This is a genomic window from Acidobacteriota bacterium (assembly GCA_018001935.1).
Lineage (GTDB): Bacteria > Acidobacteriota > JAAYUB01 > JAAYUB01 > JAAYUB01 > JAGNHB01.
Genome location: JAGNHB010000052.1, coordinates 20338 through 42662, shown reverse-complemented (window position 1 = coordinate 42662; position 22325 = coordinate 20338). Strand labels below are relative to the sequence as shown.

At 67.7% G+C, this 22325-nt stretch carries 15 protein-coding genes; 12 read left to right on the top strand and 3 right to left on the bottom strand.

Annotated elements, in window-relative coordinates; all coding sequences use genetic code 11:
- Nucleotides 1–393 precede the first annotated feature (393 nt).
- From KA419_16525 to KA419_16470, 12 genes are all read left to right on the top strand, one after another.
- Entirely contained in the window at nucleotides 394–1638 is a 1245-nt protein-coding gene (locus tag KA419_16525; GenBank protein ID MBP7867539.1) for a hypothetical protein, read from the top strand.
- 41 nt (nucleotides 1639–1679) lie between these two features.
- Nucleotides 1680–2300 (top strand): class I SAM-dependent methyltransferase, encoded by a 621-nt coding sequence (locus tag KA419_16520; GenBank protein MBP7867538.1) that lies wholly within the window; start codon nucleotides 1680–1682, stop codon nucleotides 2298–2300.
- Nucleotides 2301–2605: 305 nt separating this feature from the next.
- Nucleotides 2606–3037, top strand: a complete 432-nt coding sequence (locus KA419_16515) for a hypothetical protein (protein ID MBP7867537.1) — start codon at nucleotides 2606–2608, stop codon at nucleotides 3035–3037.
- A gap of 107 nt (nucleotides 3038–3144) precedes the next feature.
- The gene (locus tag KA419_16510; protein MBP7867536.1) at nucleotides 3145–4482 is read left to right on the top strand and encodes a hypothetical protein; all 1338 of its coding nucleotides are present in this window, start codon (nucleotides 3145–3147) and stop codon (nucleotides 4480–4482) included.
- A 13-nt stretch (nucleotides 4483–4495) separates the two neighbouring features.
- Nucleotides 4496–5566: a zinc ABC transporter substrate-binding protein gene (locus KA419_16505; GenBank protein MBP7867535.1), complete on the top strand. Its 1071-nt coding sequence runs from the start codon at nucleotides 4496–4498 to the stop codon at nucleotides 5564–5566.
- 15 nt (nucleotides 5567–5581) lie between these two features.
- On the top strand, nucleotides 5582–6931 hold the full coding sequence (locus KA419_16500; protein ID MBP7867534.1) for a metal ABC transporter permease: 1350 nt from the start codon (nucleotides 5582–5584) through the stop codon (nucleotides 6929–6931).
- Nucleotides 6932–7104: 173 nt separating this feature from the next.
- Entirely contained in the window at nucleotides 7105–8352 is a 1248-nt protein-coding gene (locus tag KA419_16495) for an efflux RND transporter periplasmic adaptor subunit (protein ID MBP7867533.1), read from the top strand.
- Nucleotides 8349–9080, top strand: a complete 732-nt coding sequence (locus KA419_16490) for an ABC transporter ATP-binding protein (protein ID MBP7867532.1) — start codon at nucleotides 8349–8351, stop codon at nucleotides 9078–9080. The genes KA419_16495 and KA419_16490 overlap by 4 nt, the downstream gene beginning before the upstream one ends.
- Nucleotides 9077–10285, top strand: coding sequence for an ABC transporter permease (locus KA419_16485; protein MBP7867531.1), 1209 nt, complete (start codon nucleotides 9077–9079; stop codon nucleotides 10283–10285). Before KA419_16490 ends, KA419_16485 begins: the two co-directional genes overlap by 4 nt.
- Nucleotides 10282–11499, top strand: coding sequence for an ABC transporter permease (locus tag KA419_16480; GenBank protein ID MBP7867530.1), 1218 nt, complete (start codon nucleotides 10282–10284; stop codon nucleotides 11497–11499). Before KA419_16485 ends, KA419_16480 begins: the two co-directional genes overlap by 4 nt.
- A gap of 327 nt (nucleotides 11500–11826) precedes the next feature.
- Nucleotides 11827–12312, top strand: a complete 486-nt coding sequence (locus KA419_16475; protein ID MBP7867529.1) for a transcriptional repressor — start codon at nucleotides 11827–11829, stop codon at nucleotides 12310–12312.
- Between the two features lie 257 nt (nucleotides 12313–12569).
- Entirely contained in the window at nucleotides 12570–14024 is a 1455-nt protein-coding gene (locus tag KA419_16470; GenBank protein ID MBP7867528.1) for a catalase, read from the top strand.
- 1399 nt (nucleotides 14025–15423) lie between these two features.
- Here KA419_16470 and KA419_16465 read toward each other — a convergent pair.
- From KA419_16465 to KA419_16455, 3 genes are all read right to left on the bottom strand, one after another.
- Nucleotides 15424–18714 carry a serine/threonine protein kinase gene (locus KA419_16465; protein MBP7867527.1) on the bottom strand — a complete coding sequence of 1097 codons (3291 nt, stop codon included), beginning with the start codon at nucleotides 18712–18714 and terminating at the stop codon, nucleotides 15424–15426.
- Between the two features lie 1001 nt (nucleotides 18715–19715).
- On the bottom strand, nucleotides 19716–20825 hold the full coding sequence (locus tag KA419_16460) for a cytochrome C (GenBank protein ID MBP7867526.1): 1110 nt from the start codon (nucleotides 20823–20825) through the stop codon (nucleotides 19716–19718).
- Complete coding sequence (locus KA419_16455; protein MBP7867525.1) at nucleotides 20822–22270, bottom strand: cytochrome c; 1449 nt, start codon at nucleotides 22268–22270, stop codon at nucleotides 20822–20824. The genes KA419_16460 and KA419_16455 overlap by 4 nt, the downstream gene beginning before the upstream one ends.
- Nucleotides 22271–22325 lie beyond the last annotated feature (55 nt).

Here is a 22325-nt window from a genome sequence, read left to right as displayed (position 1 = left end):
TGCGGGTGCCTCCTGGAAGAACTGCATCGGATTTTGGCATATCTCACATCCTTTCCGTAGTATCCACGGAAAGAATATAAGATTTCTATGCAGTAGTCAAGCACAAAGTGAGCAGTATTGAGCCTAAAAGGGCAAAAGGACCAAAAGGACCAAAGGGACCCGAAGCTTCCAAAGACCGAAGGGACCCCAAGATCCAATGCCGGGTAGCGCACCCGTACGCGCCACCTGCCGGGTGGCGACAAGGGTAGCGAGCCAGGGTGCGCCGCCCGGCAGGCGGCGCGTACGCAGGCGGCGCGTACGGGGGTTGAGGACGTTGACGATTTCGTGATAGAATCACCTTGGTTCTTCGCTTCAAATCCGGATGCCGGCAACGTCTCGACAAGGAGGGTCCCCATGCCTGCAAAACGTCTCCCCTCTCTCGCTCTCGTGTTGATCTTCACCGCCCCCTTCCTGCCCGCGGTGACGGGGGTGGGGTCCACCTACTACTTCCCCCACGTGGCCGACGGGCAGATCGGCAGCAACGGCTTCGCCCAGGAGTTCGCCCTCTGCAACGCCAGCCCCACCACGGCGGCCAGCGTCACCCTCAGCTTCTTCCACGAGGACGGCTCCGCCTGGACGGTGAACGTGGACAGCTGGGACCGCCCCGGCCTCGCCGGCGCCTGGTCCAGCCGAACCTTCACCCTCCAGAGCTGGGAGACGGTCCACGTGGTCACCCTGAGCATTCCCCTGGAGGCCCTGGAGGTGGGGTGGGCCACCGTGGTGTCCGACCAGCCCCTGATCCTGAGTTCCGACTTCCAGTACTACGACCTGAGCGTCTACCCGCCGCGCCTGGAGTGGGCCGTGGGGGTGCTCCCCTCGCCGTCTTCGACCCTGTCGGTCTTCAACGCCAACGTCAGCTCCTCCGACTACGGCTTCGGCTCGCCGGCGGTGGACATGGGCTTCGCCATCGCCAACCCGAGCACCTGGGACGCCACCGTCACCGTGGACCTCTTCGCCCGCAACGGGGACCACACGCCCCTGGCGTCCGCGGAGGTGACGGTGCCCCACGACGGCCACGTGTCCCGCTACCTTTCGCAGCTCTTCAGCGGCGTCTCCTTCGGGAACCGGTTCCACGGCTACGTGCGGTTCAGCAGCACCGTCAACGTGGCGGTGATGGCCCTCAAGAGCGCCGCGGCGGGCGGCAGGACCGTCTACTCCGCGATCCCGGCCATCCCGCTCAGCGACACCTGGCGCCACGTGGCCTACGACCGGGAGCCCAACAACGTCGCGGCGGGCGCCCAGCCCATCACCGCCCCGGTGGAGGTTTTGGGGACGAACTACCGTCCCCTGGGGGTCGTCGACAAGGACTACTACGCCATCGACCTGACGGCCGGGCAGACCATCACGGCCAGCCTCGTCGCCAACTGGGTCGGCTCCGAACTGGAGGGCGAGGTGGACATCCGCGACCCCACCGACAGCTTCACCTGCCAGTTCGCCATCGCGGGGAGCAGCCCCTCCGCGGTCTACGGCGGGGAGGCCATGGCCTACACCACCGTGTCCAACACCGGCACCTACTACGTGGTGGTGACCACCCCCTGGTGGACGACCGCCTCCTGGGTGGCGTGGTCCTACCGCCTCTTCGTGCACGTGGCGAACTGACGGGGTTTCGCGTCGCAGTTTCACAACTCGGAGGAAAGAAATTGGAAAAACGGGATTTCGACCAACTCGCCGCGAACTGGGACACGCCGCAACGGCTTAGGCTCGCCGAAGACCTCCTCGCGGCGATTTCGGGGGAAGTCGCCCTCGGCCCCGACCTGGACGTCCTGGACTTCGGGTGCGGCACGGGCCTGCTCGCCACGGCCCTGGCCCCCCGCGTCCGCTCCGTCGTCGGGGTGGACGCCTCGCGGGGCATGCTGGAGGTCCTCCAGGGGAAGATCGCCGCATCGGGCCTGCGCCACGTCCGGGCCCTGCACCGGGAGATCGACGCGCAGGCCCCCTTGCCCGGCCCCGTCCACCTGGCGGTCAGCGCCATGACCCTCCACCACGTCCCGGACCCCGGGCCGCTGCTGGAGGCCTTTCACGCGGTTCTTCACCCGGGGGGGCACCTGGCCCTGGCCGACCTGGACGCCGAGGACGGCACCTTCCACGGCGACAACACCGGGGTATTCCACTTCGGCTTCGAACGGGGAGCCCTGCGGGATCTGTTTCGCGCGGCGGGATTCCAGGAGGTCCGCCACCGGACCGCCTCGGAGATTGTCAAGCCGGGAAGGGACGGCGGGACACGCCGGTACCCGGTCTTCCTCATGGTGGGGCGGAAGTGAGCGTTCTCCGCCGGCCATCCTTCGGGAATCGCGGGGTCAATTCGCTCCTCGCCCCGACCCTCTGCCCTGGAAAAGTCCGTCGTTCTCCGCGCGATGGCTCAAGCAGAGATCTTTCGGTGGTCCCCTTCCAGCTCTGCCCTGGCCGGCACGGCATCACCCTGTCTTTGGCCTTGTCCCGATGGGCTGGCAGTGTTATAAATACATTTTTTATTCCCATTCCCCCCTCGGGGGAGGCAACCGGTGAGCACGCGGTGAACAGGCAGCGGAGCGGAGCAGGAAGAGCGGTATCGGGCCGGGGGCGGCAAATGAGCCCCGGCATCCGCCTTTTCTCGCTGGTGTTGTTGCTGATCACCTACGGCGTTCACCCCGCCTACCAGATCCTGCACCTCAAGTTCGCCGACCACGCCCACACTTTCTGCTTTGTTCACGATCAGATCGAAAACGTGTACCCCGGACAGGGGGGGGGCCAGGGTCCCGATCAGGTTTGCGTTGGCCAGGACGGATCTTGTTTCCGCAAAAACGGCCCCGGGGAAATCTTCCGGGGAAACCCGCATCAGGCCTGCGACTCCCTGAACCAGTTCCTGGACACGAAGTCCCTCACGGGAGAGCCCCATTCCCTGTCGAGGGTCCCGGTGCCGGCATCCCCGCTGCCCGGGGTGTCCACGTCCCTTTTTTCCCCGTCCTGTCCTCTGGTCCTGGTCTCCCCTAAGCACTCCCCTCCCGCCCTCCTCTCCTGATCATCCCGCCAGTCTCTGACGGCCGTTGAGGCCGATCCTCCCACCTGCCCAAGGGCAAGGGGGCCGTCGCCGCTTTCGGCGGGGCCCCGCTCAAGGAGTGCATCGACATGCGAAAATCACTTTTGTTTTTCAGCGTCCTGGCTGTTCTTACCGCGGGACGCTGTACCTGCCCGGCGGTTGCCGCGCCGGACGACCGCGACGAGCGGATCCGCCTGCTCGAGGAGCGGGTCCAGGAACTCGAGAAAAAACTCGGCGCCCTCCTGGAGCGCGAGGGAGAGGCGGAACAGAGCCGGCTGATCCAGGAGGCCCAGGCCGCGGCCACTCACACGGAGGAAGGGGCCGCGCCGGAGCAGCGCGAGTTCCTGGAAGGGGGCCTCGCCCTGCAGAAGCTCAACCCGGAGATCACCTTTTCCACCGACTTGCTCGGCCAGGTGATCTTCGACGACGGCAAATTCTACGCCACCGAAACCGACCGCAGCCGCTTCCAGGTGCGCGAGGTTTGCCTGAATTTCCAACACCAGCTGGACCCCTACTCCACCTTCAAGAGCGCCCTCAACTTCTCCCGGGAGCACGGGGTCGACATCGAGGAGGTGTACATCACCTGGTCCGGCATCGTCCCCTCGTTCTCCTTCACCGCCGGGCGCTTCCGGCAGAATTTCGGCATCCTCAACCGCTGGCACGGGCACGATCTCGACCAGACCGGCTACCCCGCGGCCCTCGGCCTGGTCCTGGGGGACGGCGGCCTGGTGGGCAACGGCCTCATGGTCAAGTGGATGATGCCCAAGCTCTGGGCCCACGCCAACGAACTGACCCTGGAGGTGGTGGACGGCGACAACGAGACCCTTTTCTCCGGGCAGCACTTCAGCATCCCGAGCACCCTGGTCCACCTGAAAAACTACTACGATCTCTCCCCGAGCACCTACCTCGAACTGGGTTTGACCGGAATGCTCGGGTTCAACAACCGGCGGGGCGTGCCGGACGCCACCGGCCAACTCGTTGATGAACCCCGGCGACGCACTCTCGCTGCCGGCGCGGACCTCACCCTCTTCTGGTCGCCGCCCGAGAAAGCCAAGTACAAGTCCTTCACCTGGCGGACGGAGTTTTACTTCGTGGACAAGAAGATGCCCGACCTGCCCGTCGTCCCGCCCTCCCAGTCCTGGGGGATCTACTCCTACGTCCAGCACCAACTCTCCCCCCGGTGGTTCGTGGGCGTCCGGGGCGACATCGCCCGGCCCACCCACCGACTGCACAACGTCACGGCCTGGGACCTCGTCCCCTACGTCACCTTCTGGCAGAGCGAATTCGTCTACCTCCGCATGGAGTACCAGTACGGCCGAAACCTGCCCTTCGAGACCGCCGACGGCATTTTCACCAACCGGACCGACAACCGCCTGCTGTTCCAGCTCAACTTCGCCGCCGGCCCGCACAAGCACGAAAAATACTGAGAGGAGATGACCCATGAGAAACCAGTCGATAATCGTCGCCCTTCTCTGCGCCCTGTTCTTCTGTGTCAGCGCCGCCGCCCGCACGCCGGACGGCAAACTCCGGGTGGTGGTCACCTACTCGGCCTACCACTCCATCGCGGAAGCCGTCGGCGGGGACAAGGTCGTGGTCTCCCACATCGTCGAGGGGAACCAGGACCCCCACATCGTCCGCCCCAAGCCCAGCCTGGCGGTGATGCTCAAGTCCGCGGACGTCTACGTGGCCACCGGCCTGGACCTGGAGATGTGGTCCCCGGCGCTGGTGGACATGTCGGGCAACCCCAGCATCCGGAGCGGCCAGAAGGGCTACGTCTCCGCCAGCGCCGGCCTCTGCCTGGCGGAACAGCCCGTCACCGTCTCCCGGGCGGAAGGGGACGTTCACATCTACGGCAACCCGCACATCCACACCAGCCCCCTCAACGGCAAGATCATCGCGGAGAACATCTGCGTCGGTTTCAAGCGCAACGCCCCCGAGCACGCCGCCTACTTCGACCAGAACCTGAAGCGCTTCATCGACGAGGTGGACCGGCGGACCTTCGGGCCCGAGCTGGTCAAGCTTCTGGGGGGCAAGCTCCTCACCGACCTGGCCCAGAAAGGGAAGCTGGTCCCCTTCCTGGCCGGGAAGCAGTACCACGGGCAGCCCCTCCTGGGGCGCCTGGGGGGCTGGATGAAGGAAGCCGAGCCCCTGCGCGGCCTCAAAATCGTGGCCTACCACAAGAACATCACCTACTTCGCGGAGCTGTTCGGGATCGACATCGTCGACTACCTCGAACCCAAACCGGGCATCCCGCCCACCCCGGGGCACATCACCACGGTGATCGAGAAGATGCGGGCCCAGAACATCCGGATCATGTGGGCCGAGAACTACTTCGACATCGGCCAGGTCAATAAGGTCGCGGAGCGCGTCGGGGCGGTCCCCGTGGTCGTCGCCCTGGCCCCCGGCGGCCAGCCCGGCATGAACACCTTCTTCGACCAGTTCGACATCTGGATCCAGAGTCTCAAGAAGGCCGTGCAGGAAACCGCCCGCAAAGGGCAGCTCTTCCGCTGAGAAAGGAGCGTCCCCATGAACATGTTCGAACTGATGGGCGCCCCCTTCGTCGAGTGCCTGGTCCTGGTGGCGATCCACACCTACCTGGGCATCCACGTCCTCAAGCGCCGGGTGATCTTCGTGGACCTGGCCCTGGCCCAGATCGCCGCCCTGGGCACCACCGTCGGTTTCCTCTTCGGCATCATGCCCGACACCACCGGCGCCCTGCTGTTCTCCATGGCCTTCACCTTCATCGGCGCGGCGGTCTTCACCGTGACCCGCTTCCGGCACGAGCGGGTCCCCCAGGAAGCGATCATCGGGCTCAGCTACGCCGTCTCCTGCGCCGTCGCCATCCTGGTGATCGAAAAGACCCGGGGGGCGGAGCACCTCAAGGACATCCTGGTGGGCAACCTCCTGTGGGCCACGTGGGCCGACGTCCTCCTGGCGGCGGTGGTCTACCTCGTGATCGGCGGCATTCACTTCCTATGCCGGAAACAGTTCCTCCAGATCTCCGACGACCCGGAGAAGGCCCTGGCCCTGGGGCTTCGCGTCCGGCTCTGGGACTTCCTCTTCTACCTCACCTTCGGGGTCGTGATCACGGTATCGACCCGCGTCGCCGGCGTGCTCCTGGTGTTCGTCTTCCTGGTGGCCCCGGCAATCCTGGCCTTCTCCCTGACCCAGCGCGTCGGCCTGCAGCTGCTCATCGGGTGGGGGACGGGGACCCTGGTCACCACCGTCGGCCTGTACCTTTCGTGGTACATGGACCTGCCCAGCGGCCCCGCCGTGATCGCGTTCTACGGCGTGGCCCTGGCCCTGGCGGGCGTGGTGATCTACCTGGTGCGTGCGGAGGACCGCAAGCGGGCCTGGCGGTCCTTCGCCGCCGGGCTCGGCGTCGTGGCGCTTCTCGGCCTGGGGGTTTGGGCCGCCGGCAGGTGGATCGCCGATTCCCGCATCGCCGTGAGCGACGAGGCCCGGCAGGTGGAGGAGGACATCAACAGGGACGAGTCGGACGCGGCCGCGCGACACGAGATAGAGGCGGACGAGCAGGGCCGGGTACTCCTGGAGCGGGTCGGCCGTTTCGTGGATGCCGGCCGGATCTCCGATTACCGCAAGCTTCCCGGGCCCGAGGAACGGATGGCGTACGTCCGCAAGGCGCTGGCCGCCGACCGGCGCCAGGGTCTCGAGAGCCTGCTCGTCGCCTTCGCCGACGACGACCTGGGGCTTTTCTACAAGGAAGAGTGCAGCGAGTTGCTCCACCAGGCCCTCGGGCGGCGGTTCCGGTACAACCCCGAAGCGCCCTGGGCGGAGAACACCGAGGCGATGGAACGTCTGGGCAAATATATCCAGGGTCTTCCCCGCCCCGGTAAAACGACGGGGAAGAAGTGAGGGCCGGGGAGTGCGCCGGCGCTCCCCGGTTTTGATCGTCCTGCCGGCGTAGGTCGACAGGCCGGGAGCGACCGTTCGTTTTTTCTTCTTCGTCTCTCGGCCTTCTGGTATAAAGGGGCGCTATCGCAACATCGCGCGGTGCGGGGTGAAAGCACCGTCCGGCACGTAACGCAATGAAAAGGAAAACCCGCAAACTGATCGTCACTCTTGCCGTGCTGTTCCCCCTGGCGGGGGCCTTCGTCCTGCTGTGGCCGCTTCTGCGCAGCGACCGGCCACTGGCCGCAACCCCCGCGACCGCCGCGGTGGCCCGCCGGGACATCACCGCCTCCGTGTCGGCCACCGGCTCCGTCAAGGCGCAGATCGGGGCGGAGGTCCGCGTCGGGTCCCGCCTCTCGGGCCGGGTGGAGAAGCTCCGCGCCAACGTCGGCGACCGGGTGGTGAAGGGCCAGGTGCTCGCCCTCCTGGAGCGTACCGAACTGGAGGCGGACGTCCTGTACTGCCGCGCGGGGCTTGCCGAGGCGGAGAAACGCCTCGCCGCCGTCCGGAACCAGCGCCCCGTGGAGATCGAGCGGGCGGCCGCGGCCCTGGCCGACGCCCAGGCCGCCGTCCGCTACGCGCGCCTCGACTGGGAGCGGGCCCGGGTGCTCCACGAGAAGAAGGCCTTCTCCCTGAACCAGCTGGACGTGGCGCGGAAGGAACTCGACCGCGCCGAAGCCCGGGAGAGCCTCGCCTGGGCCGAACTGGACCTGGCCCGGACGCGGCTCCCCGACGACCTCCGGACGGCCGAGGCCGGGGTCGAGGCCCGGAAGGCGGCGCTGGCCGGGGCGCTCAGCCGCCTGGAGTACGCCACCATCGTCGCCCCCATCACCGGCGTGGTGGCCTCGGTCGCCACCCAGGAAGGGGAGACCGTGGCCGCCGGCCTCAACGCGCCCACCTTTCTCACCATCATCGACCTGGGACGCCTCCAGGTGGACACGTTCGTGGACGAGGTGGACATCGGCAAGATCAAGGTGGGCCAGAAGGCGACCTTCACCGTGGACGCCTTCCCTGCCCGGGAATTCAGCGGCGTGGTGGCGGCCGTCTACCCCAAGGCCGTCATCCAGGAAAATGTCGTCAACTACGACGTGGTGGTCCGGATCGACGACCCCTCGCAGGAAATGCTGAGGCCGGAGATGACCGCCAGTGTGTCCATCGCGCTGGACACCCGTGAGAACGTGCTGGCCGTCCCTTCCCGGGCCGTTCGCCGGGAGCGGGGGAAAAGCGTCGTCTACCTGTCCCGGGATGGCCGGGCGCAGTCCCGGGAGGTCCGCACCGGGTGGAAGGATTCCCAGTGGACCGAGATCACCTCCGGTCTTCGGGAGGGCCAGGCCATCCTCCTGGACCCCCCGACCCCGCCGGGAACTTCAGGGGCAACGCCATGATCGCGCTCGAGGGCATCGAGAAGACCTACGACGGCGGCACGGTCCGAACCGCGGTCCTCAAGGGGGTCTCCTTCCAGGTCGAAGCCGGGGAATATGTCGCCGTCATGGGGGCCTCCGGCACCGGGAAGAGCACCCTGATGCACATCCTCGGCTGCCTGGACAAACCCACCGCCGGCCATTACCGGCTGGACGGCATCGACATGGTCAACCTCGACGACGACGCCCTCTCCCGGTTGCGGAACCGGAAGATCGGGTTCGTCTTCCAGCAGTTCCACCTGCTCGAGCGCGCCACGGCCCTCCGCAACGTGATGCTGCCGCTGATCTACGCCGACGCGTACCCCGACTCCGCCCGGGAGATGGCGGAGCGGGCCCTGGCCGCCGTGGGCCTTTCCGAGCGGGCGCACTACCGGCCCAACCAGTTGTCGGGGGGACAGCAGCAGCGCGTGGCCATCGCCCGGGCCCTCATCACCGAACCCTCCCTCATCCTGGCGGACGAGCCCACGGGCAACCTCGACACCCGGAGCGGGCTGGAAATCCTGGCCATCTTCCGGCGCCTGCACGCCCAGGGACGGACCCTCGTCCTGGTCACCCACGACCCCGGGGTGGCCCGGCACGCCCGGAGGGTCATCGTCCTCAAGGACGGCCGCGTCGCCGAAGACCGGCCCGTCACCGAAGCGCTGGACGCCGAAGACGAACTTCTGGCCCTCGACGGGGGAGGCCGGGAATGAGGGCCTTGAGGGTGGCGCGGGAAGGCTTCCGGTCGCTGGCCGACCACAAGCTGCGGACGTTCTTCATGATGGCCGGCACCCTCGTGGGCGTCGCCGCCCTGACGGTCATCATGGCCGTGGGAGAGGGAACGGAGCGGCAGGTGATGAAACGGGTCAACGCCTTCGGAACCCGGGCGGTCATGGTCACGGCGGGCGGCGGGAAAGGCTTCGCCCCTCCCCAGGAGGGGGTAACCACCCTCCGGGTGGAGGACGCCGAGGCGATCCGAGGCCTGGTGCCGGGCGTGGACGTGGTCGCCCCCTTCACCATCCGCCGGAACGTGTCCGTCAAGGGGGAAAGCAGCCAGGTCAACCTCACCGTCATGGCGGTGGGCCCCGAGTGGCACGAGGCCTGGGACTGGTACCCCGCCGTGGGTGACCCGATCACGGACGAGGACGTGAACGGCCTGGCCAGGGTCTGCCTGCTGGGGGAGCTGACCGCCCGCGACCTCTTCGGGGACCGGGACCCCGTGGGCGAGTTTGTCCGGGTGGAGCTTGCCCGTTTCCGGGTCAAGGGGGTGCTGGAACACCGCGGGACCAGCCCCCAGGGGGACGAGTTCGACCGGCGGCTGATCGTCCCCTTCTCCACGGGGATGCGCCGGGTGTTCAACCAGGACCACATCACCAACATCCGCCTGAAGGTGAGCGACCCCGGCCGCATCACGGCGGTCTCCGACGAGGTCCGCCGGCTCCTGCACGAACGCCATCACATCACCCCGCCCCGGGAGGACGATTTCGCCGTCTTCTCCGCGGCGGACGTGGCCCGGATGGCCCGGGGCATCTCCGGGACCCTCACCTGGCTGCTGTCGGCGCTGGCAGCCCTGAGCCTGCTGGTCGGCGGGGTGGTCCTCATGAACATCCTGCTCGTCTCCGTGACGGAGCGGCGGAAGGAAATCGGCCTTCGGCGCGCCCTGGGCGCCGCCCGGGGCGACGTGTTCCGGCAGTTCCTGGTGGAGTCGCTCGCGGTGACCACGTCGGGCATGGTGTCCGGGAGCCTCCTCGGGTGGGGGGTGAGCGCGGCGCTCGCCGCCTTCGCCCGGGTCCCGGCGGTGGTCTCCTGGGAACCCTTCGCCCTGTCCCTGGCCTTCGCCCTGGCGGTGGGCACGGTCTTCGGGATCCAGCCCGCGCGCCGGGCCGCCCGGCTCGTCCCGGTGGACGCGCTCCGGTGAAACTCTCCCGAAGCCTCCTCCTCTCCGCCGAGATCCTCGCGGCCCACAAGCTGCGGACCTTCCTCAGCATCCTGGGCATCGTGGTGGGCGTGGGCACCGTCACCGTCATGACGGCGGCGGGGCGAGGCGCCCAGGCCCAGGTCCTCGCCCGCATCGCCGGCATGGGCACCGACCTTCTGATCGTGAACGCCGGGAAGACGGCCATCGTCGCCGGCCGCCAGCGCCAGATGGACACCGTGCGCAGCCTCAGTGTGGCCGACGCCCGCGCCATCGCCGAGGAGTGCCCCTCGGTGCTGCTGGCGGCGCCCGCCGTCTCCCGGAAGCTCCCCCTGCGCCGGGAGGACCGGGACGCCGTCAGCACCGTGATCGGCACCAGCGCCGACGGCCTGGACATCCGGAACATCCGCGTCCGGTCGGGGCGGGCCTTCGACGCGGAGGAGGCGCGGGCCGTCCGGCGGGTGGCCCTCCTCGGGCCCACGGCGGCGGCCAACCTCTTCGACGGGGAGGACCCGCTGGGCCGGCAGGTCCGCATCAACCGGGTCCCCTTCGAAATCATCGGCGTCACGGAGCCCCAGGGCATGGACATCAACGGTTTCGACCAGGACGACCGGGTGGTGGTCCCCCTCGAGACCGCGCTCCGGCGAATCCTGAACCAGGACTACGTCCACGCGGTCTACGTCCGGGCGCGCTCGACAGCGGTCATCGGTCAGGCGGAGAAGGAGATCGAGGACCTCCTTCGGCGCCGGCACCGGCTGGGGGAGAAGGCGAACGACTTCACCCTCCAGAACCAGGCGACCCTCCTGGCGGCGGAACGGGAGGCCACCGGCGCCCTGACCCTCCTGGTGTCCACGGTGGCGGGCATCACCCTGCTGGTGGGCGGCGTGGGGATCCTGGCCGTCATGCTCATGTCCGTCCGGGAGCGCAGCCGGGAGATCGGTCTCCGACGCGCCCTCGGCGCCCTCCGCCGGGACATCCGCAACCAGTTCCTCCTGGAGTCCGGGATCCTGGCCGGCGCGGGGGGCGCCGCCGGCGCGCTCGGGGGCCTCGGCGTTTGCCGGGTTGCCACGGCCCTGGGCTGGTGGCCGGTCGTGATCTCCTGGCCCGTGACGGGCCTGGCGTTCGGTTTCGCTTTCGCCGTGGGGATCTTCTTCGGCTTTTACCCCGCTGTGCGCGCCGCCCGCCAGGAACCCATCCGCGCCCTCCGGGGACATTGAGCCGGGTCTCGACACCCTCACCACGAAACGCTGATCAGAGCCGCGACCGTAAGGGAGCGGTCCATCCCCGCTCAGAACCGCGACCGTAAGGGAGCGGTCCATCCCCGAAAAACCGACCGCTTGCTTACGCGCGCGGCTCTGACTCGTCGGGCCGCCCGCCGGCTGCCTGCTTGAGCGCCTGCGGACGGTTTCGTGTCTTTCGTGTCTTTCGTGTCTTTCGTGTATTCCGTGGTTGAAAATGCCCTTGACAAAATGGTATTGTCAGTTTATTCTGATTTAGGAATGATGCGACATCGGGAGGCCTGCATGACCCGTGAGCCGGACGGCATGAAACAGCGCCTGGAACAGTTCCGGGAGGGCCTCCGGCGGGCCGGCGTCAAGCTCACCCCCCAGCGGACGGAGATCTTCCGGGTGGTGGCCGCGTCCGGGGACCACCCCGACGCCGAGACGGTGCTGGGCGGCGTGCGGAAACGGCTCCCCTCGGTGTCCCTGGACACGGTGTACCGCACCCTGTGGCTGCTGGTGGACCTCGGGCTCCTGTCCACCCTGGGGACGCCCCGCGAGCGGACCCGGTTCGACGCGAACCGGGGGCCCCACCACCACTTCGTCTGCCGGGCGTGCGGAGCCACGCACGACTTCGCCTGCGAGGCCCTCGACCGCCTGGACCTCCCGGATGCCGTCCGGGCCATGGGCAGCGTGGAGACCGCCCGCGTCGAGGTCCGGGGCCTGTGCCGCCGCTGCGCTGCACGGGAGGCGAAAGATCCCGCGAAAGGGTCGGCGCCCGCGCTCCCCGCCGATCACAGGGACGAGTGACCCGACGGGGACACGGGTTCGAACCGGACCGCGTGCGACGCCGGCCCGTCTGCACGATTCCCGGATGAAGTAAAGATTGACACGGTTGCAAAAAGCCCGGATTCAAATCTCTCAGAGGCACGGGGGCACGGAGAAGAATCATAAGGATTGTTGATTTCAAGAAATACGATCTGCATTTCTCCGTGCCTCCGTGCCTCTGAGAGAGAGAGGGACATTTTGCCGGACCGTCAAAACTACACCTTGCAGGAGGAGGACTCATGGACAAGAAACTCACCCGCGTCAACGGCGCCCCCGTGCCCGACAACCAGAACGTGGAGACCGCCGGCCCCCGGGGCCCGCAGCTGCTCCAGGACGTCTGGTTCCTGGAGAAGCTCGCCCACTTCGACCGGGAGGTGATCCCCGAGCGACGCATGCACGCCAAGGGGTCCGGGGCTTTCGGCACCTTCACCGTCACCCACGACATCACCCGCTACACCCGGGCGAAGATTTTCGCCGAGGTGGGGAAGAAGACCGACCTCTTCGTGCGCTTCTCCACCGTGGCCGGCGAGCGTGGCGCGGCCGACGCCGAGCGCGACATCCGCGGCTTCGCCGTCAAGTTCTACACCGAGGAGGGGAACTGGGACCTGGTGGGGAACAACACCCCCGTCTTCTTCCTGCGCGACCCCCTCAAGTTCCCCGACCTCAACCACGCCGTCAAGCGCGACCCCCGGACCAACCTCCGGAGCGCGAAGAACAACTGGGACTTCTGGACCTCCCTGCCCGAGGCGCTGCACCAGATCACCATCACCATGAGCGACCGCGGCATCCCCCTGTCCTACCGCCACATGCACGGGTTCGGCAGCCACACCTTCAGCCTGGTCAACGCCGCCGGCGAACGGGTCTGGGTGAAGTTCCACCTCCGGTCCCACCAGGGCATCAGGAACCTGACCGACGCCGAGGCCGAGGCCGTGGTCGGCAAGTGCCGCGAGAGCCACCAGCGCGACCTCTACGAGAGCATCGAGAAGGGCGACTTCCCCCGCTGGACGCTGTCCCTCCAGGTCATGACGGAAGCCCAGGCGGCGGCGTGCCCCTACAACCCCTTCGACCTCACCAAGGTCTGGTACCACAAGGACTACCCGCTGATCGAGGTAGGGGTGATGGAACTGAACCGAAATCCCGAGAACTACTTCGCCGACGTGGAACAGGCCGCCTTTAACCCGGCCAATGTGGTGCCCGGCATCGGGTTCTCCCCCGACAAGATGCTCCAGGGGCGCCTCTTTTCCTACGGCGACGCCCAGCGCTACCGGCTCGGCGTCAACCACCACCTGATCCCGGTGAACGCGCCCCGCTGCCCGGTCCACAGCTACCACCGCGACGGCCTCATGCGCGTGGACGGCAACTACGGTTCCACCCTGGGCTACGAGCCCAACAGCTACGGCGAGTGGCAGCAGCAGCCGGCCTTCGCCGAACCGCCCCTGCCCCTCCAGGGGGCCGCGGACCGCTGGGACCACCGAAAGGACGACGACGATTACTACACCCAGCCCGGCCTGCTCTTCCGGCTCATGAGCCCCGAGCAGCAGGAAGCGCTTTTCGGCAACACTGCCCGCGCCATGGGGGACGCCCCGAAGGAGATCAAGGTCCGCCACATCGGCAACTGCCTCAAGGCCGACCCCGCCTACGGCGAGGGCGTCGCGAAGGCCCTCGGCATCGCGTTGGAGGAGGTGACGCGGTAGGCTGTAGGCTGTAGGCTGTAGGTCCGGAGGCTGTAGGTCCGGAGGCTGTCTCATCGGGGTCGGTATCGGTATCGGTATCGCAATCGGTATCGGTATCGCAATCGGTATCGGTATCGCAATCGGTATCGCAGCCGCAATCGGTATCGCAGCCGCAATCGGTATCGCAGCCGCAATCGGTATCGCAGCCGCAGTCGGTATCGCAGCCGCAGTCGGTATCGCAGTCGATAACACAGCCGCAATCGGCATCGCAGTCGGAACAGGCATCGCAAACGCCGTCGAAATCGGCACCGAAGGATCCCGGGCGTCGCCGCTGACTTGCGGCGCGGAGGTAGCCTGTGCCCCGCCCCCACCCGCGCAGTGCGGCGCGCTTCAGGTGTTTCGTCCACCACCCGCGGAGTGCGGCGCGCAGGCTGCCGGAGCGCCGCTTTGCCCGCGCCGCGCAGGCCGCCGGAGCGGCGCGGCCTCAACGCAACCCACGCGCCTTTCGGAAGGGGGAAAAGGGGAGCGGCGATGACGTTCCATCAGGCGGAAACGGGACGGCGAAGGGACAAAGGGACCCAAAGGACCAAAGGGACCAAAAGGACAGACGAACCAACGGGTTGGCAGAGGGGTGATTCTCCGTGCATCCGGCTTCGTGGCGGGCCGGGGGGACGTTCGAGGAGACGGGGCCCCCGGGCGGGTTTTCCCGCCGATCGCCACCGCTCCCTCATTCCGTCAGGGGTTAAATATAGGAAGCAAAAGAGGTTATTTTTCATTTTCCCCCGCGCGCCGCCGGGGGGAGATTGTGCCGCGGGGCCCGTTCCCCGGCCGGCGGCGCGCGGGGGAGAAGAATCTTTATAACTGCCTTTTCTACAAATATTTCACCCCTGACGGGGTGAAGACGCAGAGGGAACGATCCCGGCAGGGCGAGGGCGTGGCGAGCACGATTCAGGGCCAGGACACCCGCCCGTTGCCGCGGTGGGCGTTCCGTACTCCTGGATCTCTCGCAAAGGCGCTGGGATACGGAGGCGTCCCGGGGAGATGCCTGGACCGATCCAGGCGCTTTAGCGGCTGCGCTTTAACCAGCATGTTGTCGATTTCGGTTGCCTTCCCAGGCCACTTTTTCCGGACGAAGTCCTGGGAAAAGCCTAGGCGCTTTAAGCGCTTTAGCGAATGCATTCTGCCCAACATGTTGTCGCGTCCGGCTGACTTCTGAGGCCGCTTTCACCGGGCGAAGTCCCGGGAGAAAGCGTAGTCCCTTTGAAGTAAGGTCTTCGGCAAAATGCGCAAGAGATCGGGAGGGTCGGCGGCATCCCGAAGGGATGGAGGAGGTTCGTGTGGTTGGTGTGGTTCGTGGTTCTTTCCCGTTCGTGTCTTCCGTGTATTTCGTGGTTGTTTTTCGTTTCGTCCGGGTCGGGAATCATGGCTGGCTCGCCAGCGCGCGGGCCCGGCGGATCCGGGCGCTGTACTCCAGAGCGATGAGAGCATTTTTCGCCTGGGCCTGGCGGAAACAGTCCAGGGCCCGGATTGCCAGGTCGCGGCGGGCCTCCGGGGACTTGGCCAGGAGCGCGCGGTCCAGCTTCAGGGCGCCGGCTTCGGCGGCCATGGCGGCGACCGCTTCCCGGTTCTGAATATTGAAAAGGGTTTTCAGGAGGGTGTCCACCTTGCGGAATTCCCGTTCAGGATCACCCCCGCCGGCGCGCATGGCCTCCTCCCCCCGCAACCGGTGGAACCGGATGCGTTCCAGCAGAAGTACCCGCGGGTTCGCCGGGTCCGACAGCGCCTTCAGGATTCCCTCCGCGGCCTTCAGGGCGGCCTCGGGTGATCGCGAACCTGCAAGCTCCACCTCCGCCTCGAGGAGATGGTACATGAGGCGATGCGTGTTTTCCCGCTCCGTGGGCGGAGCCGTTGTTTCCCACTGTCGGAGCGTCTCCCCGTACAGCGCGAGGACGTCGCGGGCGTCCCCCCCATCGCGAAAGGCCGCGTACCCCCGGTTCTGCAGCGCCTCGAAATACACCGGGAGGATCGTCTTCCGGAGCGACTCTTTCAGGGTGGGCGCCATGGCCAGGTCCCGCAACTCCTTCAGGCAGAAGGAAGCGTCCTTGCCCTGAGACAGCGCCCCGATCGTTTCGACTTCCAGGGCAATGGCGATCCCGACGGGCGAGAAATCCAGCCCGGCGTCCAACGCCAGCGCCTTCCGGAAGGCTTCCCGGGCTTCCACGACCAGGGGGATCCCGTTCTTCCCGGCTTTGGTGAACCAGATCCCCTTTTCCAGGAGGGCGGTCGCCAGGTTCTGGTAATGCAGGGCGTCGCGTCCCGAGAAGCGGATGGTCCGCCGGTAGGCGCCGATAGCCTCGTCCAGGAGCGGCGTGGGGTCTCCCCCTTGCCGCCGGAGGATGCTGCCCTGGCCGTAGAGCGTGTTCCCGAGCTGGGTGCTGAAGAGGGCGGCATCGTCCCCGGCATGCTGCTCTCCCCGGCGGAGGATGGCGGCTGCCTCTGCCAGGAGGGAAGCGGCCCGTTGCTTCTCGGCCGGCGGGAGCGCGTTGGCCCTGAGCTGCAGGAACGCCCCGGTGTAGAGATAGCCCGTCGGGTTTTGCGGCGCCGTCTCCACCATCCGCCGGGCCTCGTGCAGGCCCTCGTCGTAGAGGGGCGTATCCGGGTCGATCCCGCGCTGGATCAGGAATTCCGCCAGGTTGTACTCCGAGAGGAGAACGACCTTCGTCGCCTCCACCGCTCCGGGATCGATGGCCCGGATGGCGGTCCTCTCCGCCTTGGCCCGTGCCAGCAGCGTTTCCGCGCCCTTGACGTCCTCTCCGGCCAGGCTGCGCCTGAGTCGGAGGTACAGGAGGTAGGTCCGCAGCCTGCGTGACGTCATGTCGCTGGGGTAGCGCCGGACCAGGTCGTCCACCAGGTGTCCGGCCTGGGACAGGAAGGCGGCCTCGCTCTTCGCGTCGCCCCGGTCGCCCGAACTTTCCGCCCGGTTGAAAAGGATTTTCACCAGGAGCGCCTCGATGTCGGACTGCCAGGGGCAACGCGCCAGGCCTTCCCGGGCCTTGGCTTCCGCCTCCGGGAACCGGTCGTCGAGATAGCCCAGCAGGGCTTCCACGTACTCGGGGGATTCGCTCACCACCGCCCGCCCCTCCTTCAGATAGGCGAGGGCCGGGTCCCGGAGTTCGGTGAGGGCCCGGGCCCTCGCTGCCGGGCGATTCGACGGGTCCATGAGCTGGATCCGGAAGATTTCCGCCTCATAGAGCCTCGTCAGGGACAGCCCGAGGTAGTAACAGACTTCCGGGGTCCGGTAATCGAACTCCTCGACGGCTTTCCGGAGGTTGTCCCGCGCGGGGGCGTACTCCCCGAGCGCCAAAAGGCCGCGTCCGATGGCGGAATTCCCCGGGCCCCGGGCGACGGGGCCTTCCCGCTCCATCCGGTACCGGATGCGGTCGAGCCCGGCCCGGATGAAGTTCATCTCGTTTCGGGTGTCGTGGAGCGGCCGTCCCCTGACCCAGGCCACGTAGCTTTCCACGTAGCGGATCTCCCGGTCGAAGAGGGCCGCCAGTTCCACCTTCCGCGCCATGAGGTAGGCAGAGCGGGCCCAGAGCACGGAGAGGGCGGCAACCATCACCAGGGAGAGCAGGAGGACCAGGGAGAGCGCCTTGTTCTTCCGGACCTTCTTCCAGAGGCGATAACCGACGGACGCCTTCCGGGCGAGGACGGGTTCCCCCTCGAGGTAACGGCCCAGGTCGGCCGCCAGTTCCGAGGCGTCGACGTAGCGCCGGAACGGGTCCCGCTCCAGGCACTTCATCACGAGGGTCTCGAGGTCCTCGGGAATCCGCCGGTCGACGGCCCGGAGCGGGAGGGGGTCTTGTAGGAGGATGCACGCCAGGGTGTTGACGGGGCTCTCGGTCTCCCAGAGCGGTCGCCCTGCCAGGAGTTCGTACAGGGTCGCCCCCAGGCTGTAGACGTCCGTCCGGGGGCCGATGTCGTGAACCTTCCCGGCGGCCTGTTCGGGGGCCATGTACATCGGGGTCCCCATGATCTCCCCCGTAACCGAGACCCCTTTCTCGCCGACCTGGCGGGCCAGGCCGAAGTCCATGAGGATGGGCTTCCAGTTCCCGACCCCCGCCTTTTCCAGCATGATGTTCCCGGGCTTGATGTCCCGGTGGACCAGCCCCAGGCGGTGCGCCTCCCCCAACCCTTCCGCCGCCGCCTTGATCAGGCGGAGCTTCTGCTCCTGGTAGAGTTCGCCCGCCTGCTGCGACAGGGAAACCCCGTCGATGTACTGCATGGCGATGAAGGGCTTCCCCTCGATTTCGCCCACGTCGAAAACCCGGCAGACATTCCCGTGATCGAGGCGGGCCAGGGCCTGGGCTTCCTGCAGCAGCCGGGCGATGGGCCCGGGGTCGTTCATCTTGAGGAACTTGAGAGCCACCGTCCGCTTCAGCCGGGTGTCGGTGGCCCGGTAAACCCGGCCCATGCCGCCGATCCCGAGGAAAGCGTTCACCCGGTACGGCCCGACCGTGGTGCCGATCAGCGGGTCGGCCTCCCCGTGGTTCTCACGCCCGAGGAGCTTGTCCTCCACGTCCCGGATGGAGGCCGCCAACCCGCCGAGCATCTTGTCCGGGGTCTCGAGGGTCGTCTCGAGGGGGGACTCCCCCGACGGGGGTGAATCCGGTTTCATGTCTTGGAAATGGCGGGTGGTGTCGTCGTTCAATTTCCCGTCCCTCCCGGATCACTACCGGCCGGAGCCGGGTCCCAGCGTCGCCGGTCGTCGCGAGGGAGCGTGCAGGGGCCGTTTCCCACCCGGATGCCGTTGCCCCGTCCGTTCCGGATGACGAGGCCGACGCCCGGTGGCCTGACGGTAGCGGGGGACCAGGGCGCTGCCCGGCTCGCGGCCGCCGCCGCACCGGCCCCCTTCAGGAAGTCGCGACAGGTGATCATGCCTCTGCCTCCCTCCCGCACCTGTCATGAAAATGCCGAATGTTCGTGTCCTGCCGCCGCAAAGCGTACCACCGATCGGGCACGGATTCAACGGCCGTCATCGGCGTTTTCAGAAGGGGCGCAGGCTTCGGCAGGCGCGGGCGGTCCAGGAGGTTGCCCTGCGGTGCAGGGCGTATCCACAGCCGTTGGCGACGGCATCGGAAAAGCGACGGAAACGCAAGCCGGTGTTTCGGGCGGCCCTCTTGCCGGGGGGGGAGTTGAGAAGGGACGAAAGGACCCAGAAGACCAAAAGGACGAAAAGGACCGAGAAACCAGAGGACGAAAAGCGGCACCCGAAAAGGCCGTCAGGGATCACTACAAAACGACCCACAGGATGAACGGCTGTACAAACCGGCAGGGGTCACTCGGTTTTAGCTTCGGACTTCAAGGCGCTTTTTAGTCAACCCCTTGTCACTCTGATCCGGATTTCCCTCCCGGGAACGGTCCTTGTACGTGGAGTTCGTGGTTTAGGCTGAAGGGGTTCAGGCCGGAATCAGGGCCGTCGGGAGCACCATGCCTTCGCCCCGGAATCCCGTTCGTGTCTTCCGTGTATTTCGTGGTTCAGTCTTCCGACTATCCGTGTTCATCCGCAGTTTGCTTCCGGTTTATCCGGGTTGGGCTGTAGGTCCGGAGTCTGTCTCATGGGGGTCGGAATCGGAATCGAAATCGGTATCGGTATCGCAATCGGTATCGCAATTGGTATCGGTATCGCAGCCGCAATCGCAATCGCAGTCGTCACCGAAAGATTCCGGGCTCCTCTGTCACCCCGCGCCGCTCCGGCCGCGTCGCCGGAGGCGCAGGGGCCGGGGGGCGTTCGGTCCGCGGGCCGGTCGCCGCCTGCTCCACCGCCTTCCGGAAGGGGGAGAGGGCGAACTGCCGGTAGACGTGCCGCCCGTAGCCCATGACCAGCACCGTGAAGCTCAGGATCAGCACCACGGGGACGAAGCGGCGCCCCAGGGACGCCGCGGGGCCCCGCAGTTCGGACGCCATCCAGTGCAGGGCCAAAAGGGCCAGCGCGGCCCCGGCCAGGAAGGTCCCCGCCACCGTCCAGTTCATGGCCCGCCAGGGGAGGGTGAGGAGGTTCAGGGGGCCGAGGGCCAACTGGGCCAGGGTGGCCCCCATCGCCAGCTTGTACCAGCCCCGCAGGACCCGCCCGCGGTCGAGCCCGGGGGCGTGCGCCGCGAAGTCGAAGCGGGCCCGCCGCATGAAACCGAAGAGGAAGAGCCCCGTGAGCGCCAGGGAGGCGCAGAGGAAGTGGAGGTACCGGGGGATCACGTTGCGCATCACCGCCGCGGACCAGAAGCCCCGGACGTCCCCCCACCGCTCCGGCAGGATCATCAGGTTGACGTTGGCCAGGAAGATCAGGGGCACCACCAGGAAGACCGCCGCCGCCAGGCCGAGGACGAGGAGCCGGAGGCCGGGCCTGGCCGCCAGGGCCCGCGGCGCGTACTTGTGCAGGTACAGGAGCAGGAAGGCCCCGGCCACCAGGGGGACCACCGAGATCCAGGCGTTCCCCGTCAGGACGTTCGCCGTGTAGAAGTAGAGGGTGTAGAGGACGTTGATGGACAGGAGGGGCGCCACCCCCAGGACCACCGCCAGGCTCTTGTTGACGGTCACGGTGTGCCCGACGGCCCGCGCCAGGCCCGCCCAGGCCGGTTCCCGGCGTCCCCGCCACTCCGCCCAGAAGGCCACCAGCGTCCCGCCCAGCATCAGGTTGACGAAGAGGAGGTGCAGGAGGAAGGAGAGCACCAGCAGGGGAACCAGGACCCACTCCGGCAGGGGGAGCGGGAGGGGGATGTCCCGGGGGAGCGGGGGGGCGCCCAGGGGGAGAGGGAGCGCGTTCATGGGGTGGGGCCCTCCTTGGCGGCCCGCGGTTCCAGCGTGTCGGCGAACGGGTTGACGGCGCCGGCGGACTGGGCGCCCGCGGGGGCCACGGGGCGGCGGTCCATCCGGGCGATCCAGGCCGCCAGGGCATCGACTTCCGCCGCGTTCCCCGGGAAGGGGGGCATGAAGTAGCGCCCCCGGTGCATCCCCGGGATGTAGTCCCGCAGCATGGCCGGGTCGAGGGGCGCGCCCGGCGGGGAGAGCCGCCGGAAGTTCCGGACCACCGAGTTCATGCCGGTGACGGTGTGGCACCGGCTGCAGGTCAGCATGAAGACCTCCTCCCCCGCCGGGAGCCGGTTTTCCGGCGTCACCTCCCGGACGCGGGCGTAGGCGGCGTGGGGGAGGACCCCGTCGCGCTGGTAAAGCGGGTAGTCCTCCACCCGGAGCCCGTTGGCGTAGAGGTACCCCCCGATGACGTAGGGTTTCCGGATGAACTCCCGCACCCGTTCGAAGTACCCGAGAAAGAGAAACAGGGCGACGAGGGGGAGGACCAGGGCCGCCCGGGGGACCCGCCGCGGGAAGGCCGCCCCCCAGGCGGCGACCAGGACCGCCACCGCCGCGGCGCCCAGGATCACGGTGCGGAGGGACCCGTACCACTCCAGGTAGGGCAGCGTGGTGACGGCCACGGGAACGCTCTGCAGCATCGCCTCGGGGATCACCGCCCGGTAGAGGAAGGCGCCGACGGCGCACACCGGCGCCCAGAGCAGGGTCCAGAAGGAGAGGTACCGGGTGACGCGCTCCCGCAGGGGGTCGCCGCGCTTGACGAAGCACGCGGCCAGCAGCAGGGCGAAGGCGCCGCCGGCGCACAGGGCCAACCCCGTCCGGAAGTAGAGCTGGGGGCCGTAGAGGGGGTTGAGGAAGCCGCTCAGGAACGACTTGCGCTCCAGCCAGCTCCCGGGGTCCATCTGGAAGCCCAGGATGGCGGTGATGATGGCCATGGTGAGCCAGGAGAAGGCGGCCAGGCCCGCCCCCAGGAGAAGGTGCCGCCGCTTTCCCCCCGGGGTGTCCTCCGCTTTCCACGTCAGGTAATAGAGCATGATGAAGACCACTTCCAGGACGAAAACCAGCCACTCCGTGAACCAGGCGCCGTAGAAGACCCGGATGAGGCTCCCGATGGCCGCCGGGTTCACCAGGGAGGTGGAGAACCAGATCCCCACCCCCGTCAGGGCGCCCACGGAGGTGGTCAGGATGAACCCGACGCGCATCAGGCGGCGGGCGAGCGCGTCCAGGGCGGCCGCCCCCGCGGGGTCGGCGGGGCGGCGGCGGGCGGCGACGAACTCCATCGTCACCACCACGGGGATGAACCCCACCGCCATGGCGTGGTTGATCCAGACGTGCACCGTGGCGATCACCGCCACCAGCATCCGGTTCCCGAGAAGGTCCAGGTGAAAGAAGGGAAAATCCATCGTCCATCTCTCGAGAGGGCGTTTCGCACAACGGTGAGGTCATTGTAAACGGAAC

Bases quoted from the DNA above. Each gene is read 5' to 3' on its own strand.
- KA419_16510 (MBP7867536.1), top strand. From the start codon at position 3,145: ATGCGAAAATCACTTTTGTTTTTCAGCGTCCTGGCTGTTCTTACCGCG.
- KA419_16475 (MBP7867529.1), top strand. From the start codon at position 11,827: ATGAAACAGCGCCTGGAACAGTTCCGGGAGGGCCTCCGGCGGGCCGGC.
- KA419_16495 (MBP7867533.1), top strand. From the start codon at position 7,105: ATGAAAAGGAAAACCCGCAAACTGATCGTCACTCTTGCCGTGCTGTTC.
- KA419_16525 (MBP7867539.1), top strand. From the start codon at position 394: ATGCCTGCAAAACGTCTCCCCTCTCTCGCTCTCGTGTTGATCTTCACC.
- KA419_16485 (MBP7867531.1), top strand. From the start codon at position 9,077: ATGAGGGCCTTGAGGGTGGCGCGGGAAGGCTTCCGGTCGCTGGCCGAC.
- KA419_16455 (MBP7867525.1), bottom strand. From the start codon at position 22,270: ATGGATTTTCCCTTCTTTCACCTGGACCTTCTCGGGAACCGGATGCTG.
- KA419_16505 (MBP7867535.1), top strand. From the start codon at position 4,496: ATGAGAAACCAGTCGATAATCGTCGCCCTTCTCTGCGCCCTGTTCTTC.
- KA419_16500 (MBP7867534.1), top strand. From the start codon at position 5,582: ATGAACATGTTCGAACTGATGGGCGCCCCCTTCGTCGAGTGCCTGGTC.
- KA419_16470 (MBP7867528.1), top strand. From the start codon at position 12,570: ATGGACAAGAAACTCACCCGCGTCAACGGCGCCCCCGTGCCCGACAAC.
- KA419_16515 (MBP7867537.1), top strand. From the start codon at position 2,606: ATGAGCCCCGGCATCCGCCTTTTCTCGCTGGTGTTGTTGCTGATCACC.
- KA419_16490 (MBP7867532.1), top strand. From the start codon at position 8,349: ATGATCGCGCTCGAGGGCATCGAGAAGACCTACGACGGCGGCACGGTC.
- KA419_16460 (MBP7867526.1), bottom strand. From the start codon at position 20,825: ATGAACGCGCTCCCTCTCCCCCTGGGCGCCCCCCCGCTCCCCCGGGAC.